Below are 22580 nucleotides of genomic sequence, written 5' to 3' on the forward strand. Positions count from 1 at the left end.
TAAATTGTAAATAATTGCCTTTTTTAAGTTCTATTTATGAAATATAGCTAAAAAAATTCGTAATTTTATCAAGATATTATCATGTTTTTATTCCTGATTATATTTAGTGATCCTATCTCTTAATGTTCATTTAATACTCTTAATGTAAAATATTCGTCATGACAAAAATTTTACTACAGTAATTTATGACTAAAATATACTTATTAACTGCGCCTTTTGATGAAGAGGCAAAAACTGGTGATGGGCAATACGCAGCCTCTTTGGAATTGGGTTTTGCTGAAAATTACGAAGATATACCTTGTCAATGGTTAAAAAAAGACAAAGGTGATTACTCTATCCCATTTCCAACAGGAACTACTTCCATTCCAGAAGATACTATACCAAGCGCGATAGTATTACAGCCAGTTGCTAACGAAAATACAGTAATAAGCGGTTATAAATTAAAAGATGCCGTTTCATCTCCAGAAAAAGCACAGGAAGTAAATAACAAAACGGTTAGTCCCAGAACACCAAAAATTATTGTAAAGCACGATAACAGCCTGCAATCACTTACAATAATGGATATTTACTCTCAAAAACCTATCCAATTTGATGAGTCAAAAGTTGATGAAATCATTAGCTCTTTGGATACGAAAAAAGTCAAATTAGAAAAAGCTATAGAAGATAATAACGCTGATCTGAGTAAAATTAAGAAACAAAAATCCAAATTAGCGTATTTGACTAGATCATATAAGGAAAACAAAGAGAATATTCAAGATTATTGCACCTTAAATGAATATATTGAGGCTCATTTATTTAATCCTAGTTTTTTAAGCAGACATGAAAAAGCGCTCAATAATTTTAAGGCACTTAAAAGCCAATTTACAGGCCCTGCAAATTTAAAAGAGCTGGAAAAATTAACAGATAAACTGACTGGAATTAAAGAGTACAGCTATGACTTCCACAGTAGCAGTTTACCTTATGATTTAGAGCATGATAAAAGTTTCAGAAGTTTTTATGATTTTGCTGGATTAAAAGAATCTGTTGAAAACATTATCAAGAAGTTAGAGGTACTCAACAGCATCTGTCTGGCTGTAGCGGACAAGTATCCCCATTGCTTTAAAGCGCTAAATGAAACAAAAGACCATCATGATAAATTAAAATTTATCAATATTATTTTCAACGATGGATTTAGCACCACTTATGACCAACAAACCTTTATCAAGGCATTATCAATTCAGAATGTTGAAAAGGCAATTGACGCTTATACAAATGTTAAAAACCAACTGAAAAACACCCAGGATATTATCGCCAATAAAGAGGGATGCAGAAACAAATTAATTTCAGAATTACAAACTTTGATTGCAAAGCACCAAGAGCCTTACCTGTCTGCAAATGAAAAGCTTGGCGGTTTTTATAGTAAAAGAAAGCTCTCTGCAAGTGAAGGGTTTCATTTAGCCTATCAGGCAAACCGACGTGATCCGATAAAACCCGAAGTGATTGCAAACATTATTGCCAAAATGAAACCTATTGATGAGAATACTCATCTTGATATTCATATTCGTCCACCAGATTGTGGAGTATTTATTACTCCCGAAGACATCAAAAAATTTCAAGAGGCGGGTATTAAAGTCAATATCACAATTCATGAATACAAACAAAACTATACTCGACGTTATTTACAACAATATACTCATGATTTAATGCGCCAGGCAAACAGCGTGCAATTCTTTAATGCCGCAGATAGAGAAAATGCGGTCATTGCTGCTACCTATGGTGATTGTGATAAGCGCAATACCACTGAACCGACTGGTGTTGCAAAAAAAATAAGAGAAGTTGGGGAAGATTTTGACTTAGATAAATATCCGGTTGATAAATATGATTTAAAAGGAAAATCTGGATTAACCGTAGCATCACAAAAATTAAGTACTGAACCGGATCATCCTTTGGATGTGGTAGCTAAAGCCCCCAATATCTTATCCTTTGGTACAATTCGTCCTGGCAAAGGATTTGAAGAAGCGTTAAAGCTGGCTCAACTGATCAAAGATGACTCAATTTCTATTCGTGAAAAAATAAAACGAGTACCTGTTGTAAAACTGGCAGGTGACCCACAAGACAAAGGTTTAATGAAGCAAATAGTTGTTGAAAGATTTGGTAAAACAGCGGTCAAAACTTATCAAAAAACTCATCCCTATGATAATCGATTCAATAATAGCCAGCGCAGAGATTATTGGAAAAATTTAGTTAAGGAATTAAATGCAAAGGTTAAGGAAGAAGTGGCTGTTCTTAACAATCCTTACATTGAAATATATCCCTGGTGTGAGCCGCATGAATTGCTGGATTTAAAGCAAAACTGTAAATATGTTTGTCGAATGGACGACATGGGCATGAGAAACAATGGCTCGGCAATTATCAGCGTATTAGACGTTGGTATTGTTTATACTAAATTTGGCTCTGTTACAGACGATATTTTTATTAAGGGCGGCAAATATGGCAATGCCGTTGATATTGGAGAATATCGTTATGGTAAATACAGTCTGTTAAAGAAGGAAAAGGAATTTAAAGAAGAGCATGCGGAAGAACCTCTACCTAAGTGGCTAATCAAAAATCCAGACTCTGCTTATAAGCGACAATCAGAATCCAGAGATCCAAAGGATATTTTAGACTCCATTGTTGCAAGAGAAAAAAATCAATTAACATGTGATAATATAGAAAACTCCGATAATTATCGAACAGTGGTAGAAGCGCAAAAGTTGTTAAAAGAACGCTTTACACTCAAAAATGCTGTAGATCATTTATTAGAGAATATAGGACTCGGTCATTTAATTGCTAAAGAAGAGGTTGATGAGTTATTTGAGACAATTGATCCATTACAGGCTCAAATAGATAATTTAGATGGACTTACTGATATCAAGACCCCGCGCCTAAGTTTGTCACGCTCTTGCCCTGAGTTAGGCTTTTTTGGCTCACGTCGTGGTGACTTGGAGACTAAACAAGAAAATAATAAACTTAAAGAATCAATACTGGTAATTTGATATGCCAAAAGGAAAACCAATGCCTAATACTCTGAAAGAATTGGAAAAATTAATCTGCGATGAAGGCATCACAGATAATGTGATTGCGACTCTATCCAGGCTAAAACCGTTTGATTTAGCCATGCTCAAAGCCACTAGTGACGTCAAAGTTAAAACGCTACTAGATAGCGATCCATTAAAGCCATTCTGGGTCAATAAATTTAATAAATTACGATTAGAGAAAGATCATACTTTTCAATTTAGAAACCCGGATGCGCGATCAAGAGCCGATTTCTATTGTGGCTATGTTTTATATTTAGCGGCATTAAAGGAAAAACAAAAAGAAGACACCAGGAATTATTATGATTATCTTAAACTGTCCTTCTCGACATTTAATTGCTTTTATGCTGCACAGGAAATTTTGACGTTCTTAATTAGCAGTTGTAAAAATGATTCCAAAAGAGAAAATATCGACCTTTTATACAATTGCGTAACTAGCCAAAGTACTCCAATACAAGAACACAAAACACCAGGGTGTTTGTTACTTGCTAATGCGTATTTTTATCTTGCCGGCTTTTATCAACGCCTGAATCTTAAGGCAGAAAGCATTGAATGTTATAGAGAATGCTGGGAACAACTTCATTTGGCGCAATTATTAGAGACAGATTCTGAACGAGAAATTTACAATGCCTACTTTAATAAGGGATTAGCGACCAGTAATGCATTTGGTTTGCATTCCATATCAGAAATTAAAGCTCGATGCCTTGATTTAGCCTCAGAAGCATTACCCTATCCGGTGCGAAATGCCAAGGAAGCAAGTGCGGTAAAGACCTTTGAAAATAGATTTAAAGACAGCATGATGATAGCTGATAAGGGCGATGAGGACAACATAATTCGACCAACTATCTTATAACAGAGTCCGAGAAAAATCAGCTGATATTCTCTTTATGGCATTGTGATATAACGCTAAAACTGACCAATATTATCTTTCAGACTTCTGTATTTTGGATAGAACAATTCATATTAAATTAAAGCTCAATAATATGAGTTTTTACTTATGGAAAAGCAATATTAGTATTAAAAAACAGAGATTATGGTATCCTTGGTATTTGTTTTAATTGGGAGCAATATACATTAACTTATGTCCAGGAAATCGTAGAAATCATAACTCTAATTGGTAGTATCATTCAGGGTTCATCATTGAAATACTCATGATTTACAAGCATTTCTAATCCTATACTTACTGTTCAATGTTCAGGACTAATAAGATTAATACCCAAACAATACCAAAATTTTTTACTCAGATAATTAAGGAATCATGCAAAGGTTAAAAAATATATTTACTGCAATTTACCAATACTTATTAAAAGAAACTGAAGACGCAAGCCATCAAATCACTTTATTTGGCATCGTCATGATGATTAATTACCCTCTTTTCGGAGTTTTCTGGAAACTGGAACATTTTCAACTGACAGAAGAGTTTATTTTACGTATCACCGCGGCTCTCCTCTGCGCCTGTTTGGCATTTAATCAATTTTGGCCAAGACCATTATTAAAATTTCTACCTGTTTTTTGGTATATAGTTCTGCTCTTTTGTTTGCCTTATTTTTTTGCTTATTTGACCCTCATAAATAATGGTTCGACCCTTTGGTTAATGAATTGCGTATCAGCTATCTTTTTTCTTTTATTAGTTTCCAGTGTATTGGGAGCTCTTATATTACTTGTATCAGGTGTTGGGCTTGCTTTTTTTCATTTTTATATTTTATCAAATAATCTGTTTGTCTATATCCCGGGAACTATATCTCTTTTTAGTTTAATTGTTACGTTTATTGCAGCAATCATCATTGGCGCCTTGTTTGCACGAGATAGAGAAATTACCTATGCCGGACGTTTATCAGGTATGCGTATGCTGGCTGGAAGTATCGCTCATGATTTAAGAACGCCACTTGCCAGTATTTATTTACAGGCTGAATTACAGGAATTGATTGTCGAAAGATTAAATAATCCAGAAGTTCAAAAGGACCTGAAGGAAAATTTAAGCAAAATTACTCGTGGCATAGAAATGAGTAATCAATTAATTCGCATGCAACTAAATAATATTCAACGAGACAAATTAGATACCAGTACATTTTCGATTTACTCCATCAAAAAATTGCTCAAAGCGTCTTTAGAAGAATACCCTTTCAAAGAAAACCAAAAATCTTTGATTCATTTAAATGATAAAAATGATTTTTCCATATGGATTGATGAAGTGGGTTTTAAAAATATGATGTGGAATTTGCTAAAAAATAGTCTGGAATATATTGAGGAAACCAATAAAGGGGAAATCTCTATCTGGCTAGAACAAGGATGGGAGAAAGAGAATTTTAATTACCTTCATATAAAGGATACCGCTAAAGGCTTAAATCATAAAGAATATGAAAAAATTTTTGATTTCTTCTATTCTGGCAGAAAAGAAGGGACTGGTTTAGGCTTAGCCTATTGTAAACTTCTGATGCAAGCAGCAGGTGGTGATATTTCCTGTAAAGGGAAAAAAAATGAATTCGCTCATTTCACTTTAAAATTTCCCAAAATTGATTAACTCCTATTTAACATAAGAAATTCTGGCATTTCTTATGTTAAAGAATATTAATTAAATAATACGTTGGAAAACTGTTCCCACATCCTCAACTGATGAGTTTGAATAAAATGAAATGACTCTATCAACCGCTGAGGAGATTCTTCCCATATGGGCACAATCAATTGTAGCGTGGTATCAAAATGATCGACGTGGGTATGAACATTAAAGAAGGTCATGCCATGTTGAGATATTTGCATCGATTTGGCAAGTTCAACAAGAGAAGGATAATCAAGATTATCCAAACGCTCATAAGCTGCAAAAGCACACAAATGATCTTTAGGATCATGTTGCGCCAACCAGGATAAATGAGCTTTATTAAATTCTTTGGCAAAAGGCATATAGTTGGTTTCATTCACTATTTCATCATGAATATCAGCACCGCATTCTTTTGCAAAGCGCTCATAAAGCTTTTCATGAGAAAAACGATTGCCAATTCCAATTTCTTCATAAATATTTTGAATAATAATTTGCTTTGAAGCTTCGTTATCAGCAAAGTTGGCAACATACCACAAAAAATTTATAAAATGTCCTCTCAAATGATAAAAGATTGAGGCAAACATTTTTCTAAGGTTATCATCCCAGGAAATAGTTCGCTTAACGTCAAATAAAGGAACCGACCTCAATGAATTCTTATAATCCAAATCGGATTGAACAAGAAAATGGCTGAGTGATTTTGGTAAATTTATGCTTGTCTCTTCAGGCATGATTCACACTTCATATGAAATAGGTTAAGTCCAGCAAGGTAATTAATCATTATACCATTTGAACATTATTTAATCAATAAAATATTCTTGATCGCTTTAAAAAAACTGATTACTTTATAAAAACAAAAGTATCGTTATTTGTCTTGTTTTTGTCAATTCAAAGCGTAATCATATCTGATATTCAGTTTAAACTTCCACCATAATTTCTTGGATAAATAATAAAATCTTGATTTAATTAAATAGTAAGAAATTGCATCAAAAGCCAATTGCTAACGAAAACAGGAAATTTCTCATTATAGCTATGAGTGTATTTTTTTTCAAAATTGAAATGATGCTTTCATAAAGACGACTGAGACGGAATAATGTTTCTATCAAAATCAAAACCTTTTTCAAGCGATTGGTTTTCTTTTTTATGTTCTCGCCAAAAACGCTGGATTTTTATAATTGCCTCTTCTTTTGCAACAAGCTCAAATCTCACATCTGAGGGATTTTGATAGGGATATATTCGTTTGATTGTTTCATAGTAAGAAAAAGCTAATCTTCGTTGCATTTGACAACCAGGCCGCGCAAGGTCAAGGAGCTTTGCAACAGATTGATAACATTTATCAGATCCAGCAGCACTCAAAATCATTTTCTCGGTTTCATCCAACTGTTGAAAAAATTGCTTATCCAGTTGCTGGGTCCCCTCTATCAAGGTCACTGTAGCATATAATAATTTCTCTAGCTCCCTTAAAGGGCTTGCCTGGTTATAATCACCTAAATCCTGATTGATGCCATCAAGACTCAAGCCCAGTCCCGGAACTAAATCACCGTTTATTTCATAATCTGATTCACCTGAATACATATTGGATTGTTGAGACTGAATACTCAGACTATCCATATTTGAATAATCCGGAGTCATCCAAAACAACGTTTGTTGAATATGTTTTCTCACATTCGCTCTTTGCTTTATAAAAGCAAGCGCTCTGGATTTGGGCATACCAGTTATCAAATTAACTGCTTCAGCACAAGTGGAAAACATCAATTCCCCCAAATGCTCCCAAACCTTTGCTTTACTTTTAGTATCCATTTTGCGGGTCACTTTATCGCCATAGCTGCCAATTGCCAATTGAATAACTAATAGATACTCAGCGATGATATTCAGATACAAATAATTACCAAATACTTTGCGCCGGCTGTTGAACAAGGATCGAACCGAGCCACTCGATTTATCGAGAAATAGAAAAGATGGATGGTAAGCACCCGTTAGCAATTCCTCATGATAATGTTTTGTCCAATCAGAAACTGTCAAAAAGCTGGTCAATGGAAGGCTGTCACCCAAATCAGCAATACCGCTGACTCGTAAGTTAACAAACTCAACTGCCTTCTGCCATTTATCAAGGCGACCCATTTGTGATTGCAAGGCACTTAAAAGCTCAACCAAGGCCTGATATCGGCCCCTGTCTTTCCTTTTACCCTTATCAATATGAGTATGAAACATATCAGCCAGATAAGGAAATACTATACCCTCTCTTAGGAGCACGAAAAGATCATGTACATTTTTCTGCACTGAAGAAGTGAATTGCCTAAGACTTTGCTGCTTATCATGCAGATAAGTAAAATAAGAAGGTGTTGCTTTATAAACATAAATTTCAAGGTTTTTTGCATCACTTATCAAATTCTCGAATTTCTCAAAACCAGGTGATTTCCGGCATTTTTCGAGAATCTCCGCTCGATTAATTGAATACTGGCTGAGAGGGATAGGTAATTGGCTTTGCAAATTCAAACGGCGTTGATGTTTTAACAAATAATCTGCCATTTGAAACTCACTACTTAAAGCAGATTGCGGCTCCCCCTTTTTTTGCACCTTTACGGCAATAATTTCATTGCCTTTATCCGTGCTAAAAAGTAATGTTCTTCCCTGTATGCGCAGTAATTTCCCGTCATTGATATTGAAACGAAACCTATTCTTGACGGAGCCTTTGCCTTTTTGGAAAAAATGTTGAGAGCCAAAATTGACCTCTTTGGGACGTGTTCTTAGCAAGAGATTATCAGTAATGTTCGCATGATAATAATGCGTTGACCTGCTCTCACGGTACATAGGATTCAAAATAGAATCTGATTCATAGGATTGGGTAAGCCAAGCCAGGTAAACCTGATTAGGAAAGAAAAAAGCAGTGGAATCTCTATACTGCTGCATAAATGCACGTTGATTATGTGTCAATGGTTTCTTATTGTTATCCAGTATAAAAGCTCTTATAAAATTGAAATGAAGTTGGTGATTTTTTATCCAGGAAACAATGGGATACTCACTGGTTTTAGTGCATTCAACAGCCATACTCCATATTTTAGATTCATTTTTTTCAAGATAATCAGCCACTTTTTGAGATAAATTAAGATACAGATCTTTACGACCTTTATTTCTCTCACTGGCAGCTATGGTTTTTAGAAAAAGATAATGCGATATAAGATACTGCGCAAGGATGCTCTGCAGTTTTTCATCTAAAACATATTGTTTTAACAATGCAATATAAAGCTCAATCAACTCAAGTCTGGTATCTTCAAAAGGAATTTCCTCCAAGGGAACTGATTGATTATGTCGCTTGCTAACCACTGGCAGTAAGCCTAGATCCTGTGTTTCACTTTCCCCAATTTTTACAAAATATTCTTGTTTCAAAGGAACAGTAGTTAGAGTAGGTGGCGTTGAGGTGCTTAACTGACTAGTATCTGGCTTTTGGTAACCAAATATTCCATCTAATAATTTATCCAGATAACTAAACATAGTTACAACACCTCATTGTATTTTAATTCCCTAAGTGAATCCGTTTCTCTACCTACTTTAAATAAAACAGGCTAAGGTTTACTAGTCTTCTCCATTGTTGGCTGAGTCGTTTGTAGCTCTGGCTTTTTCCAAATCATAAATGGCTTCAGATATTTTTCGACAAAAGAGTCGGTCTTTTCTGTTTTTAATGTCGTTATTGCCTGTGGAGGAGCAATTAGCTTATCTTCCTTTTCTATCTCCTTGTCATCAACTTCCTTAAGATCGATTACTTCATCATCGATTTCCTTCAAATCTTTCATATACCAAGAGGGGGTGGGCACGCTGGTTAACGCGGAATAACAACCGTCCACTGAAAAACCGGCTTGCGCTGTTTTTTTAGCATCGGCCTCTTGCCCAGGAACATTGATATCACCAACGACAGTGAGCGCGCGTTGAACCCGACTTGGATCAACTCCCAAATGAAGCCATTCAGATGAATCAATATAGGGGACTGCTTCACCTGTAGCCGCAAACAAGCCTCGTGCGTAATGCATAATATCCAAGCCGTCTTGTTTGCCAAACAAATGAATCAGTGTAGGTACAATGCCAGAAACACCTTTTGAGTGCCCCAAAAAAACCTCAACCGGGCTCTTGCAGCGCATCAAATCGATCATGTGCGATAAGTGAATTAAATAACCTTCAGGAGTGCCATCAAAACTATCTCCTTCTCTGTCTTCTATACATCGTGAGTACAATTCGATTTCTTCTTCTGAAAAAAGATGGGTCAAATGCTTGCGAGCATATTCTTCGAACTGTTTAGCCCCATACAGATGATAACGATGATAAGCATCACCGTAAGAAGCTTCACTTTCGCGCCCGGCTACAAAAAATAATTGAGCAATGTTTATCTTTTTAAGATCCAGTTCACTGAGATCGGCGATTGTTCGCCCGTCTTGACATACGTGTGGAGAAAGTTGTTTTTTTGAGGAGCAATGCATCAATTGGCTGTACATCAATGTGCGCATAGTATGGGCTAAGCCATGAATGGGGCGATGAAGCTGCTTGCCATCAATTGTAATATACCTTTGCAAGTTATGACCATCCCCTTTTGCAAAGGTCGCTGTTGGATTCTTGTAATTATACTCCCATTCAGAACCCACCTCAGTGTAAGGCTGAGATAAGCGTGTTTTATATACATATTCCGCCGCTTCCAACACATCAGAATCTAGAACTATAGGCACAATGGTCTCCTTCCATAAACAAAATGAGGGTTTATTATATAACAAGTGCAATTATTTATCAATTTATTGCAATAGGTATAAACCAAAAAATTGCAATGATTTAATCCAAAGTCTCATATTCGATTGTTTTAGATAACTCAAATTGTGAGCTCAATTCTTGTATATGAGGAACAATGATTAGTTTTTTATACTGAAAGAAAAAACACAAATCTTATCATCTTTTTAACAATCAGACTTATTTTTAAATACTTATAATGATTTTATAATATACTTATAGTTAGAGCACTAGCATAAGGTGATGAACATGGTTGACAAAATAAAATTCAAAGAGCCGGAGCGATGCGAATATTTACATATCGATAAGGATAATAAAGTCCATATTCTTTTACCTATTGTAGGTGGGGATGAAATAGGATTGGATAATACCTGTGAAACAACAGGTGAGTTATTAGCCTTTTTCTATGGAAAAACGCATGGTGGGACAAAGTATTCTGCTGAACATCACCTAAATGAATATAAAAAGAATCTGGAAGATGATATAAAGGCAATCGGTGTTCAAAGAAAGATTTCACCAAATGCCTATGAAGATCTATTAAAAGAGAAAAAAGAGCGCCTGGAACAAATCGAAAAATATATTGATTTAATCAAAGTACTCAAAGAGAAATTTGATGAGCAAAGAGAAATAGACAAACTACGCACAGAAGGAATTCCGCAATTACCTTCTGGAGTAAAGGAAGTCATTCAATCTTCTGAAAATGCCTTTGCTTTAAGGCTTTCCCCGGATAGACCAGACTCATTTACCCACTTTGATAATCCTCTGTTTAGTCTCAAAAGAAACAGATCTCAATATGAAGCTGGGGATACCAACGGGCAACTGATGGATTAGGGGCTCGTTTGCGTTCTGAGCTTCTACCACCAGATAAAGACACTCCTATTGTTTTTAATAAAAAATCACTGAAGGACAAAATCGTAGATTCTGTTTTAGCGCAACTTGACAAAGATTTTAATACAAAAGATGGCGATCGTGATCAAAAATTTGAGGATATAAAAAAACTCGTTCTAGAAGAGTACAAGAAAATTGATTCCGAACTTCAAGTGGATGAGGATACCTATCACCAACCACTTAACTTGGATTATTTGGAAAACATAGCATGTACGTTAGATGACAACTCCACCGCGAAAGATTGGGTTTATGGAGTTATTGGTGCTACAACAGAAGCTGATTATTGGCCAAAAAAGGAAAGTGAAAGTGGTACTGAAAAAGTTAGTGTATTCTATGAGAAGCAAAAGGAAATAAAATTTGAATCTGATACAAATACAATGTCAATTAAAGTCCAATATCTATTGGCTGAGATTAATTTTTATTGTAAAACCAACAAGTTATCGGACGCTAACTTCGGTGAATTTTTTGATAAAGAGCCCCATGCTACTGAAGTTGCTAAAAGAGTGAAAGAAGGACTTGTTCAAGGAGCAGAGATTGAGCCTATTATTTACAATTACATTAACAGCCACTATGCCGAACTGGGATTAACATCTCAGTTAAGCAGCAAGCAACAAGAGGAAATTACTGAAAAATTTACTCAACGTTATCACATTATTGAGAACTCTCCTCACTTTGATGAATTTTTTGTCGCTGATCCTGATAAAAAAGGGAATATATTCTCCCATCAAGGCAGAATAAGTTGCCATTTCCTGGATTTCTTCGCTCGACAAACCAAAGGCAAACATCCCCTTGGTGATCTTGCAGATCATCAGGAAGCACTCCGGGCAGGAACTTCCAATCGGTTACATCACAAGAATGAGGTAGTCGCTCAAGGGTACGAAAAATTTGATCAATTCAAGAAAGAAGTCGTCAAACTGCTGGCAGAGAGTAAACCAAAAGAATTATTGGATTATTTGGTTGCTACCTCCCCCACAGGTGTTCCTAATTATTCCATGCTCTCAAAGGAAACTCAAAATTATATTGCTTACAACCGTAACTGGCCAGCCATTCAAAAAGAGCTCGAAAAAACTACTGACATACCAGAGAACCAAAAACAAGATCTTGTAAGATTGCTTTCTCGTAATAATCTGCAACACGAGAACCTCAGTGCAATTACCTGGTCAAAATATTCTTCCAAGCCATTATTGGATGTGGAGTTAAATAAAATCGCCGAAGGTTTAGATCTAACTGCTAAAATTTACAATGAAAAAAGAAAAAGTGAATGGTTTAAAGGTTCAAGAAATGCGGCTCGTAAGACCGAATGTGAAGAATTGCAAAGAGTATCTCAAGAAATCAATGCTCTTCTACAAAGTGAATCGTTAACAAAAAGCCAAGTTCTTGAAAAAGTTTTAAACTCCATAGAAGCATTAGATAAAATTGATAGAGACATTTCTGCTGAATATAATTTATTTAAGAGTACTCTGCAAAAAGAAGTACAATCATTTCGAGATCAATTGAAAGATATCTGTCAATTAGATAACTATGCCTTTAAATCAACAAAACTTGATGAAATTATCTCTCTGGAAATGGAAGAACAATTTCAAATGATTAAAAATCCTGCTGTCCAACAAATTGTCCGAGACTTGCCTTCTCATTGTCATAATAATGAAGTGATTGAATTCTTTATGACATTGAATCCTGAAGAAGCAGCTAAAGTAGCCAGTTATTTAAGCCTGGAATATCGTGAGATTAATAAATCCACAGATAAGGATAAGCTCCTGAACGAGGATATCCCCAATTTGTTTAAAGAAGTCAACATGCAGCTATTATCCAAATTAAAAGAAGATAGTGTTCTGGGAGAAGGGGTCTATGAAAAACTTGCTCAACTAGCTGACAAAATACCCCCCGAACATTTTACAAGGAATAATATCAGGAAATGGTCTGCCAATCCTGAAAAGCTTGAGGAGTCCAATCTCGGCGAATTATTAAAATCATCTGATGGCTCACTTTCTGAAATGGCAAGAAAATATAGAGAAACCATCAAAGATATGACAGGAAGAAGCGAGGAGCCACCCAGAGAAACCGTTAAGAGTAATATAACTTGATGCTATGTAATCAAGCGATAGGGAATATAAAAATACCGCTGTATAGGAAGGATATGTGTAATCAAACAAAAAGTTTAATTACAATTCTTTTATGTTGTTTTAAAAACAAAATGTCTTTATAATGAACTTATAAACAAGACACTAGAAAATGGTGATAAACATGGTTGACGTAATCAAATTCAAAGAACCGGAACGTTGTGATTATCTATATGTTGATGAAAACAACAAAGTTCATATCCTTTTACCGATTGTAGGAGGAGATGAAATAGGTTTGGATAATACCTGTCAAACAGCAGTTGAGTTGATCACATTTTTCTATGGTAGTGCGCACGGTGGTGAGACTAAATATTCTGCTGAACACCAACTCAGTGAATACAAAAGGCAATTGGAAGAAGACATCAAAGCCATCAATAGTCAAAAGAAAATTTCACCTCACGCTTATGACGATTTATTAAAAGAGAAAAAGGAACGCTTACAACAAATTGAAAAATACATTGAATTAATTCAAGTACTAAAAAAACAATATGATGAACAAAATGATATCAAGCAACTTCGTACAGGAGGGATTCCACAATTACCCTCTGGGGTAAAGGAAATCATTAAATCCTCTGAAAATGCTTTCGCTGTGAGACTTTCTCCATATGACAACGATAAATTCACTCGCTTTGATGCCCCTTTATTCAATGTGAAAAGAAACATCTCCAAATATGACACGCCCTCAAGACAAGCTCCTATTCCAATATACGAGGGATTAGGTTATCGCCTGCGTTCAACACTGTTCCCGGAAGATAAAACACCAACTCCAATTAATAAAAAATCACTTAGGGATAAAGTTAAAAGCACTGTTCTTAGCCATTATAAAGATGAAGATAGAATTGATGGAGAAAAAAAAGATGAAAAATTAAACGAACTAATTACTAATCTTCAAAACGAACTTGTAAAAGAGTTAGTAAAAAGTGATCCTCAATATTCAAAACTATCTTTATCTAAAGATCCAAGAGGAAAAGAAATAAATTACGATTATTTAGTAAAAAGTTTGATGCTTGTAGATAACGACTCTGAAATTGGTGATTGGATTGATACTATTCTCGACGCTACAGTAGATTCCACTGTCTGGGTAGCTCAAGCATCCAGCCCTTTCTATGATGGTGCAAAAGAAATATCATCAGACCGCGATGCGGACAAGATATCCATCAGAGTTCAGTACCTATTGGCCGAAGCCAATATTTATTGTAAAACAAACAAATTATCGGATGCTAACTTTGGAGAATTTTTCGACAAAGAGCCTCATGCTACTGAAATTGCGAAAAGAGTAAAGGAAGGATTTACGCAAGGTGCAGATATAGAACCAATTATATACGACTATATTAACAGCAACCATGCCGAGCTGGGATTAAAATCTCCGTTAACCGGCAAACAACAACAAGAAATCACTGATAAATTTACAAAACATTATAATACGATTAAGGAATCTCCACATTTTGATGAGTTTTTTGTCGCTGATCCGGATAAAAAAGGCAATATCTTTTCTCATCAAGGCAGAATCAGTTGTCATTTTCTGGATTTCTTTACTCGACAAACCAAAGGCAAACACCCCCTTGGTGATCTTGCTGGTCATCAAGAAGCACTCCAGGAAGAAACATCCAATCGCTTACATCACAAGAATGAGGTGGTGGCTCAGGGATATGAGAAGCTTGATCAATTCAAGAAAGAAATTGTAAAACTGCTGGCTGAGAATAAACCAAAGGAATTATTGGATTATTTGGTTGCTACCTCACCCACAGGTGTTCCAAATTATTCCATGCTTTCAAAAGAAACTCAAAATTACATTGCTTACAATCGTAACTGGCCAGCCATTCAAAAAGAGTTGGAAAAGAGCACTAGTATACCAAAGAATCAAAAACAAGATCTTTTAAGATTGCTTTCTCGTGATAATTTACAACACGATAATCTAAGCGCGATTACCTGGTCAAAATATTCTTCCAAACCATTATTGGATGTGGAATTAAACAAAATCGCCGAAGGATTGGAACTCACTGCTAAAATTTACAATGAAAAAAGAGGGCGCGAATGGTGGTTTAAAGGTTCAAGAAATGATGCCCGTGAGACCCAATGTGAAGAATTGCAAAGAGTATCTAAAGAAATCAATACACTTCTGCAAAGTAAATCGTTAACGAAAAGCCAGGTCCTTGAAAAAGTTTTAAACTCTATAGAAACACTGGATAAAATTGACAGAGACATTTCTGCCGAATCCAATTGGTTTCAAAGTACTCTGCAAAAGGAAGTCCAATTATTTCGGGATCAATTGAAAGATATCTGTCAATTGGATAAGTATGCCTTTAAATCAACAAAACTTGATGAAATTATCTCTCTGGAAATGGAAGAACAATTTCAAAAGATACAAGATCCTACGGTTCAGCAAATTGTCAGGGACTTGCCTTCTCATTGCCATAATGATGAAGCAATTGAATTCTTTAAGACATTGAATCCTGAAGAGGCCGCTAAAGTGGCTAGCTATTTAAGCTTGGAATACAGGGAAATTAATAAATCAACGGATAAGAAAACGCTTCTGGAGCAAGACATCCCCAAACTGTTTAAAGAAGTAAATACCCTGCTGCTCTCCAAATTAAAAGAAGAGAACGCAATTGATGAGAAAATCCATGAAAAACTCAGTCAATTGGCTGACAAAATTCCTCCTGAGCATTTTACAAGAAATAATATCAAAAAATGGTCTGCTACTCCTGAAAAGCTCGAGGAATCAAATCTCAATGAGCTAATAAAATCAGTTCAGAGCACTTCTCCACAAGCAGTAATAGAATTTAGAAAAGCTATGGGTGAAATCAGAGGAAATCATGAACCACCTAGAGATAACCTTGGGCAAAAAATATAGCCTGATGATATTAAATTGATTAAATCATCAGGTATAGAGATACACTATTTAGCTGCGAGAGATTAGCAAGAATATTTTTTTAGTTGCTCTCACAGCTTTCTTCTATCGCTGTAAGTTAACGTAAGTTATGGATAAAATCAGTTGTTATCTCGAACCGATCGGGCTAAGGAGGCATTTATGCCGTCTCGAAGCCTTGTATCAGATCTGATGTTTCATGCCAAGGCTTCGAGAGGATGCTTACGCATCTCCTCAGCCCGAACGTACCCTGGATATCGACTGGTTCTTATATAATCTTTATCTCAGGACTTACGTTAAATGAATTAATGTTTTGCCTTCCTCTTGTCCTGCCAGGTTTGTAGCAATACATAAAAAACAGGCACAAAAACAACTGCGAGGCAAGTTGAGGCAAGCATACCACTGCTCACAGCTATACCAATTGAGCGCCGAGAATTGGCACCTGCCCCTGTTGCAAAAACCAAGGGCATAACCCCCATGATAAATGCAAAAGACGTCATCAGAATAGGGCGAAACCGTGTTTTAGCGCCAATCACTGCCGCTTCAATAACCGATTTATTATGAATTTCACGTTGTTCACGCGCTACTTCAACAATCAAAATAGCATTTTTTGTAGCCAGTGCAATCAGAAGCAACAAGCCAATTTGAGTATACATATTATTATCCATGCCCAAACTGCCAAGAGCTAATACTGTTCCGACCAAAGTCAAAGGGACACTCAGGATAATCGCAGATGGAATAAGCCAGTTTTCATATTGACCTGATAAAATTAAATAAACCAAAACTAAAGATAAGGCAAAAATAAAATAACTGAGGTTACCGGCCACTTTTTCCTGGTAAGCCGTACTGGTCCATTCATAAGATATTCCTGGGGGCAATTGTTCCTTTGCCAATTCTTCCATAACCTGGATTCCCTGACCTGAGCTATAACCTCTAGCAGCAACCCCATTTATGTTACTTGAAGGATAAAGGTTATATAAAGAAATAATTGAGGGGCCTACTGCAGGATCTACGTCTGTCAGAGTACCTAAAGGCACCATGGAACCGGATTGATTTCTTACATAGTAGTTTCTTAAATCTTCGCTGCTAATCCGTGAGGACGCATCAGCCTGCACATAGACTGGAAATACCTGACCAAATTTTGTAAACAGATTGACATAAGAAGAGCCTAAATAAGTTTGCAAAGTATCAAAGGCGTCTGCGACGCGCACGCCTAAGGATTCGGCTTTGGTTCTGTTAATAGGTGCTGAAACTTGAGGTACACTCGCGCGAAAGGTCGTCATCAGGTTTTGCAACTGCGGGTATTGATGTCCTGTATTGATCATTTGATCAGTAGCTTGTTGTAATTTCCTGTAATCAAAAGTACCGTCTTGTAATTCAACTTGCATTTGAAATCCCCCTGACATCCCCAAGCCTTGGATAGGAGGCGGCACAACCACCAACACTTTTGCATCGAGGGTTTCTTTGGCCATCGCATTGAATTTGGTATAAAGAGCTCGTAAATTTTCTGACTTTCCTCTGACGCTCCAATCTTTGAATATAACGTAGATGACACCGGCATTAGGGAGCAGAGAATTGTTATCCAATAATGAAATACCATCAATGGCTATCACATTATCTACCCCCCCGACTTCCGATGCTTTTTTAGCTAATCTACTCACGACTTCATCGGTACGTCCCAAACTGGCGCCATCCGGCAACTGAACACTTAACATCAAATAACCTTGATCTTCCATGGGAATGAAGCCGGTTGGAATACGCGTCAGACCATAAATGGCACAAGCCACCAGAATGATTCCAATAAAACAAACTTTGCCACTACGATGCACAAGCCTTTCAATAAACCCTACATAAGCTGATTCAATGGGATTATAAATTCGATCAAATGCCTGAAAAAATATATTCTTCGGTTTACTCGTATCAGGAGCTTTTAACCATAAAGCACATTGAGTCGGCTTTAACGTCATGGCATTAATTGCGCTTATAAAGGCAGTTGCAGCAATAACCAAAGCAAACTGCGCATACATTGACCCCGTTAAACCGGGCATAAAACCAGCCGGTACAAAAACAGCCATTAATACCAAAGTAATACCAATGATTGGGCCAAATAATTCTTTCATTGCAAGTATGGCCGATTCTTTAGGTGATAGGCCTTTTTCAATATGTTGAGTCACACCCTCAACAATAACGATGGCATCATCCACCACAATTCCAATAGCCAGCACCAAAGCAAACAAAGTGAGCAAATTAATGCTATAGCCAAGCAGCAGCATGGCAAAAAATGTTCCAATGATAGTCACCGGAACCGTTGTCGCAGGTACTAGTGAAGCCCTAAAATTTTGTAGAAATACAACAATCACTATTAAAACCAAAATTCCTGCCTCAAAGAGCGTTTTGTATACCTCTTCAATCGATGCCTTGACGAAAACAGTGGTATCAAATGGAATAGAATATTCAAGCCCCGGAGGAAACTGTTTCGCCATTTTCGCCACCGCTTTACGAACCTCTTTTGCAACATCCAACGCATTGGCGCCAGGAAGTTGAAAGATACCTATAGCTGCTGTCGGTTTACCATTAAGATTAGCAAGCTGATTGTAACTCTCGGATCCCAGCTCAACTCGCCCTACATCACGAATACGTACTACCTGAGCGGAGCTACTGGCAGAAGAATTTTCATCAGGTGAGGTATCAATCGTTTTAATAATAATGTTTTCAAACTCCTTGGGATCAGAGAGTTGTCCAGGCACATTCACAGTAAATTGATAGGCTTGTTTACCAACAGTTGGAGGAGCGCCCAGTTGTCCCGCTGAAACCTCTTTGTTCTGGTAACTGATGGCATTTAAGACATCACTTGGATTCAAAGAAAAAGCAAGCATTTTTTTAGGATCGAGCCAAACCCGCATCGCATAACTTCCTGAACCAAAAACCACGACATTACCTACTCCTGGCAAACGGGATAACTCATCTTGCATATTAATAGTCGCATAGCTATCGAGAAACACGCCGTCGTATTCATTATTTTTTGAAGTCAAAGTAATAAATTGGAGAATAGCAGTCGATTTTTGCTGAACGACCACTCCTTGCTTTTGCACTGATTCGGGCAATTGAGCCATCGCCGCCTGTACTCGATTTTGCACCAGCACCTGAGCATAGTTCAGATCAGTGCCTATGGCAAACGTGACAATTAAAGTATAAGTACCGCCACTGGTGCTTGTCGATTGCATGTACAGCATGTCCTCAACCCCATTGACTTGTTGCTCAATTGGCAAAGCGACAGTATTAATCAACGTTTTTGCATCTGCACCAGGATAGCTGGTGGTAACCTGGATAGTAGGAGGAACAATGGCAGGATATTGAGACACAGGCAAAACAGCAATCGCTATTATTCCTATAAATACAATAAACAAGGCGATGACATTGGCCAGAACAGGTCTTTCAATAAAAAATTTGGAAATCATTTCAGTTGTTTCGCTCCCTGAATAACGGGTCTTAAATTCTTACAGTTTTTTGGCCATAATTACTCAGATTGCTCCGTTTTAGGCGTAACCTGATGATTGGGAGTCGCATTTTGCAACCCGGAAACAATCACTCTATCTTGAGCATCGAGACCTTTAGTAATAGCCCTTACCCCATTTTCTAGCCCGCCAAGTGTTACACGTTTGGTAAGCACATAATTATCTTTATCAACCACAAGGACATAGGGACCAATTTGATCGTATTGAACAGAGGTGTCAGGTATTGTTAATTTTGGAGAAGGTTCAGATATCGGTACCCTGACTTGCACAAATAAACCAGGCACCAGGGGATATCCCTTGTTAGGTAACAAGGCACGAAACTCCATGGTTCCAGTGGAAGCGTTTAAACCAGTATTTACAAAATCCAATGTTCCCTTATGAGGAAATCCCTTTTCATCTTGCAAAGCCACTTCAACAGGGATTTTGACCAGTTCCATTGGTTTATATCCTCTCTTGCGCGCTGCATTTCTAATCCTGATTAAATCCAGTTCATTTAAATTAAAATAAACATAAATAGGGTCAATTTGTTCTATGGTAGCCAAATCTGTTGCTGCACCATGTCCAACCAAATTCCCCACATCGACCATATGTCTTCCCATCCGTCCATCGAAAGGAGCTGAAAGGTGGGTATAACCATAGGTAATTGCGGCATTCTTGGCATCGGCTTCCGCTTTATCCACTTCCGCCTGGGCTTCTTCAACTTTGGCTTTCCATTTTTCAACACTGTTAAGCGAAGTGGCATTTTGTTTATACATGCGTTGCTGCCTGGCATACTCCGATTTGGCATACGCATAATTCGCTTTTTGAGCCGCCACCTTGGCTTCAGCAGCTCGCAATTGCTCAAGATAGGGCTCGGGTTCAATAATGAATAATTCCTGATTTTTTTTGACAAAAGCGCCGTCAGTAAATTTTATGGCGTCCAAATAACCTTCAATACGCGCCACCAAATCCACAGATTGAAATGCTACTGTATTGCCTGTCTGGGTAACATACTGCCCCATATTCACTAATTTGGGCTTTTGAACGATCACGACTGGTGGTGCCAGTGTTGGTACCTGGGTTCTTGAAAAATGGTCATATACTAAATAAACAAAGACAATACCAAAAAATACAATAGCTACGGTTTTAACTAAATTTTGTTTATTTTGAGAGTTCATTCTCATCACCAGGTTGGTAAATATAGTTGTTTCATTCGTTGCCCGTTGGAGTCTGGAGGCAAATGATTTTCTTGCTTCAATAAACTGCCCCAGTTAGTACGAGCAGCCATTTCACTTTTTATTTGATTTGAAACAATATCATTCTTGCCTCGTATTTGCCAACCGCCTCCAAGAGAGCGGTATAAGCCAACCAGAGCTAGAGACAACTCTCCTGTGGCATTGACCAGCGAAGTTTGTACTCGCAATTGTTGCTGTTCTGCATTCAATACAGTGGTATAATTTGCCTCTCCTTCTTTATATCGTACTAAAGCCAGTCTTGTCGATTCTATGGCAGCAGCATTGGCTGTTTTAAGTGAAGAGACTGTTTTTTGCCCCTCAACATAGCGAGTAATGTTATCTTGAACTTCCTGCTGCACTTTGAGCACCAAATTAAGATAGTTGAGCAAGGCTTGTTGGAAAGCAGCATCCTGAGCCCGCACCGCATTCGTGATTTGGCCATAGTTTAATAAAGGCCATGTCAGTGACGGACCTGCGACTATATTGCGATTAGACCAGTTAAATATGTCACTAATGGTAGAATTGCCGATATTATTTGAAGCAAAAACAAAAGTCCCGACTAATGAAAGTGAAGGATAAAGATTAGCCTTCACGGCGCCAATTGCGGCTGATTGGGCTATAGCCTCCATTCTGGCTTGATAGACATCCGGCCTTCGCGCTATCACTTCTTTGGGAATTCCAACTTCCACTATCGCCGAAGCTTTTGGTATCCCTTTATTTTTTTTAAGCAAGCCATCCACTTTATCGGGAGTGGTGCCAAGCAATACAGCCAAAATATCTTTTTGATGTTGGAGGTCACTGACGTATTGAGGCAGTTTTGATTGGGTTTCCGCAAGTTCTGTTGCCGCTTGTTCCACATCCAGTAAACTGGTTTGACCACCATAATAACGGTCCTTTGCGATTTTAAGACTCATGGCCTGCACCTGGATATTCGCTTTTGTTACTTTGATTAATTCTTCGCTGGTGCGGATTTTAATAAAAGTACTGGCAATATCTGACGTGAGAGTAACCAATGCGGAATCATAAGCGGCTAGAGAAGCTAGGAACAGGGCATCATTAGATTGAATGGCTCTTCGGTATTTTCCCCAAAAATCAAGTTCCCAGCTTGCGGAAAATCCAAGACTGGCCGTTAAAAAATCGGGGGGAAGAAGCCCCTGTAATTGATTGCCCCCAATTCGATTATAATTATAATCTCCTACCATAGCTTGTTGCTGGGGATAAAGCTCCCCAACGGATTGAGCAAGTTGAGCTCTTGCTTGCAAAACTCGTACTCCTGCCATTTGCAAGGAAAGATTGTTGTGATAACCGTTATCGATTAATGCGGTTAAAGTGGGATCATTAAAGACTTTCCACCAATTCGCATTTTGAAAAGCGGATTGTTTTATTGCAGGGCTTGAAGTAAGCCAATAATTGGCCGCATCTTTTTTGGGCTCTTTAAAATTTGGCCCGACCAGACAGGAGCTTAGAATCAAACAACTTAAGAGAACAAGGATTTTCAACATGTATACCAGTATTTCCCTATCTGTTCAAAAGCAGCTTATGTAGATTGAAGATGGATTTGAACTATTGGTTCATCAATCATTAGATATTATCTATGAATACTCAATTGAACAAGTATCCT

12 protein-coding genes are annotated in these 22580 nt (G+C 37.2%); 6 read left to right on the top strand and 6 right to left on the bottom strand.

Features of this window, described 5'->3' with window-relative positions; genetic code table 11:
- Positions 1-185: 185 nt before the first annotated feature.
- From ceg32 to CC34_RS0108225, 3 genes are all read left to right on the top strand, one after another.
- The gene (gene ceg32 / locus CC34_RS0108215; RefSeq protein WP_027228481.1) at positions 186-3014 is read left to right on the top strand and encodes a Dot/Icm T4SS effector Ceg32/SidI; all 2829 of its coding nucleotides are present in this window, start codon (positions 186-188) and stop codon (positions 3012-3014) included.
- A gap of 1 nt (position 3015) precedes the next feature.
- On the top strand, positions 3016-3906 hold the full coding sequence (mesI, locus tag CC34_RS0108220) for a Dot/Icm T4SS effector metaeffector MesI (RefSeq protein ID WP_080272257.1): 891 nt from the start codon (positions 3016-3018) through the stop codon (positions 3904-3906).
- Between the two features lie 405 nt (positions 3907-4311).
- The gene (locus tag CC34_RS0108225) at positions 4312-5574 is read left to right on the top strand and encodes a sensor histidine kinase (protein ID WP_027228479.1); all 1263 of its coding nucleotides are present in this window, start codon (positions 4312-4314) and stop codon (positions 5572-5574) included.
- A 47-nt stretch (positions 5575-5621) separates the two neighbouring features.
- Here the strand turns inward: CC34_RS0108225 and CC34_RS0108230 are convergent, their stop codons facing one another.
- From CC34_RS0108230 to CC34_RS0108240, 3 genes are all read right to left on the bottom strand, one after another.
- Positions 5622-6317, bottom strand: a complete 696-nt coding sequence (locus tag CC34_RS0108230) for an iron-containing redox enzyme family protein (protein WP_027228478.1) — start codon at positions 6315-6317, stop codon at positions 5622-5624.
- A gap of 337 nt (positions 6318-6654) precedes the next feature.
- The gene (locus CC34_RS0108235) at positions 6655-9078 is read right to left on the bottom strand and encodes a SidJ family T4SS effector polyglutamylation protein (RefSeq protein WP_027228477.1); all 2424 of its coding nucleotides are present in this window, start codon (positions 9076-9078) and stop codon (positions 6655-6657) included.
- Positions 9079-9149: 71 nt separating this feature from the next.
- Positions 9150-10343, bottom strand: coding sequence for a SidE phosphodiesterase domain-containing protein (locus tag CC34_RS0108240; RefSeq protein WP_080272262.1), 1194 nt, complete (start codon positions 10341-10343; stop codon positions 9150-9152).
- A gap of 259 nt (positions 10344-10602) precedes the next feature.
- Here CC34_RS0108240 and CC34_RS1000000117800 point away from each other — a divergent pair, with 259 nt between their 5' ends.
- The 3 genes from CC34_RS1000000117800 (at position 10603) to sidC (ending at position 16215) form a co-directional block, all read left to right on the top strand.
- The gene (locus CC34_RS1000000117800) at positions 10603-11184 is read left to right on the top strand and encodes a hypothetical protein (RefSeq protein ID WP_371904246.1); all 582 of its coding nucleotides are present in this window, start codon (positions 10603-10605) and stop codon (positions 11182-11184) included.
- An 8-nt stretch (positions 11185-11192) separates the two neighbouring features.
- The gene (locus CC34_RS01000000116250) at positions 11193-13325 is read left to right on the top strand and encodes a protein SdcA (protein WP_394342611.1); all 2133 of its coding nucleotides are present in this window, start codon (positions 11193-11195) and stop codon (positions 13323-13325) included.
- Positions 13326-13473: 148 nt separating this feature from the next.
- The gene (gene sidC / locus CC34_RS0108250; protein WP_080272256.1) at positions 13474-16215 is read left to right on the top strand and encodes a Dot/Icm T4SS effector SidC; all 2742 of its coding nucleotides are present in this window, start codon (positions 13474-13476) and stop codon (positions 16213-16215) included.
- A 320-nt stretch (positions 16216-16535) separates the two neighbouring features.
- Here sidC and CC34_RS0108255 read toward each other — a convergent pair whose 3' ends face one another.
- Genes CC34_RS0108255 through CC34_RS0108265 form a run of 3 tightly spaced genes read right to left on the bottom strand, consistent with a single transcriptional unit; the run spans position 16536 to position 22461 of the window.
- A complete protein-coding gene (locus CC34_RS0108255) occupies positions 16536-19688 on the bottom strand; it encodes an efflux RND transporter permease subunit (protein ID WP_027228474.1) in 3153 nt (1050 codons plus the stop codon).
- A gap of 59 nt (positions 19689-19747) precedes the next feature.
- Positions 19748-20902 carry an efflux RND transporter periplasmic adaptor subunit gene (locus tag CC34_RS0108260; protein ID WP_028378681.1) on the bottom strand — a complete coding sequence of 385 codons (1155 nt, stop codon included), beginning with the start codon at positions 20900-20902 and terminating at the stop codon, positions 19748-19750.
- 5 nt (positions 20903-20907) lie between these two features.
- Positions 20908-22461 (bottom strand): efflux transporter outer membrane subunit, encoded by a 1554-nt coding sequence (locus CC34_RS0108265; RefSeq protein ID WP_028379387.1) that lies wholly within the window; start codon positions 22459-22461, stop codon positions 20908-20910.
- Positions 22462-22580 lie beyond the last annotated feature (119 nt).

The organism is Legionella pneumophila subsp. fraseri (genome assembly GCF_000586315.1).
GTDB lineage: Bacteria > Pseudomonadota > Gammaproteobacteria > Legionellales > Legionellaceae > Legionella > Legionella pneumophila_B.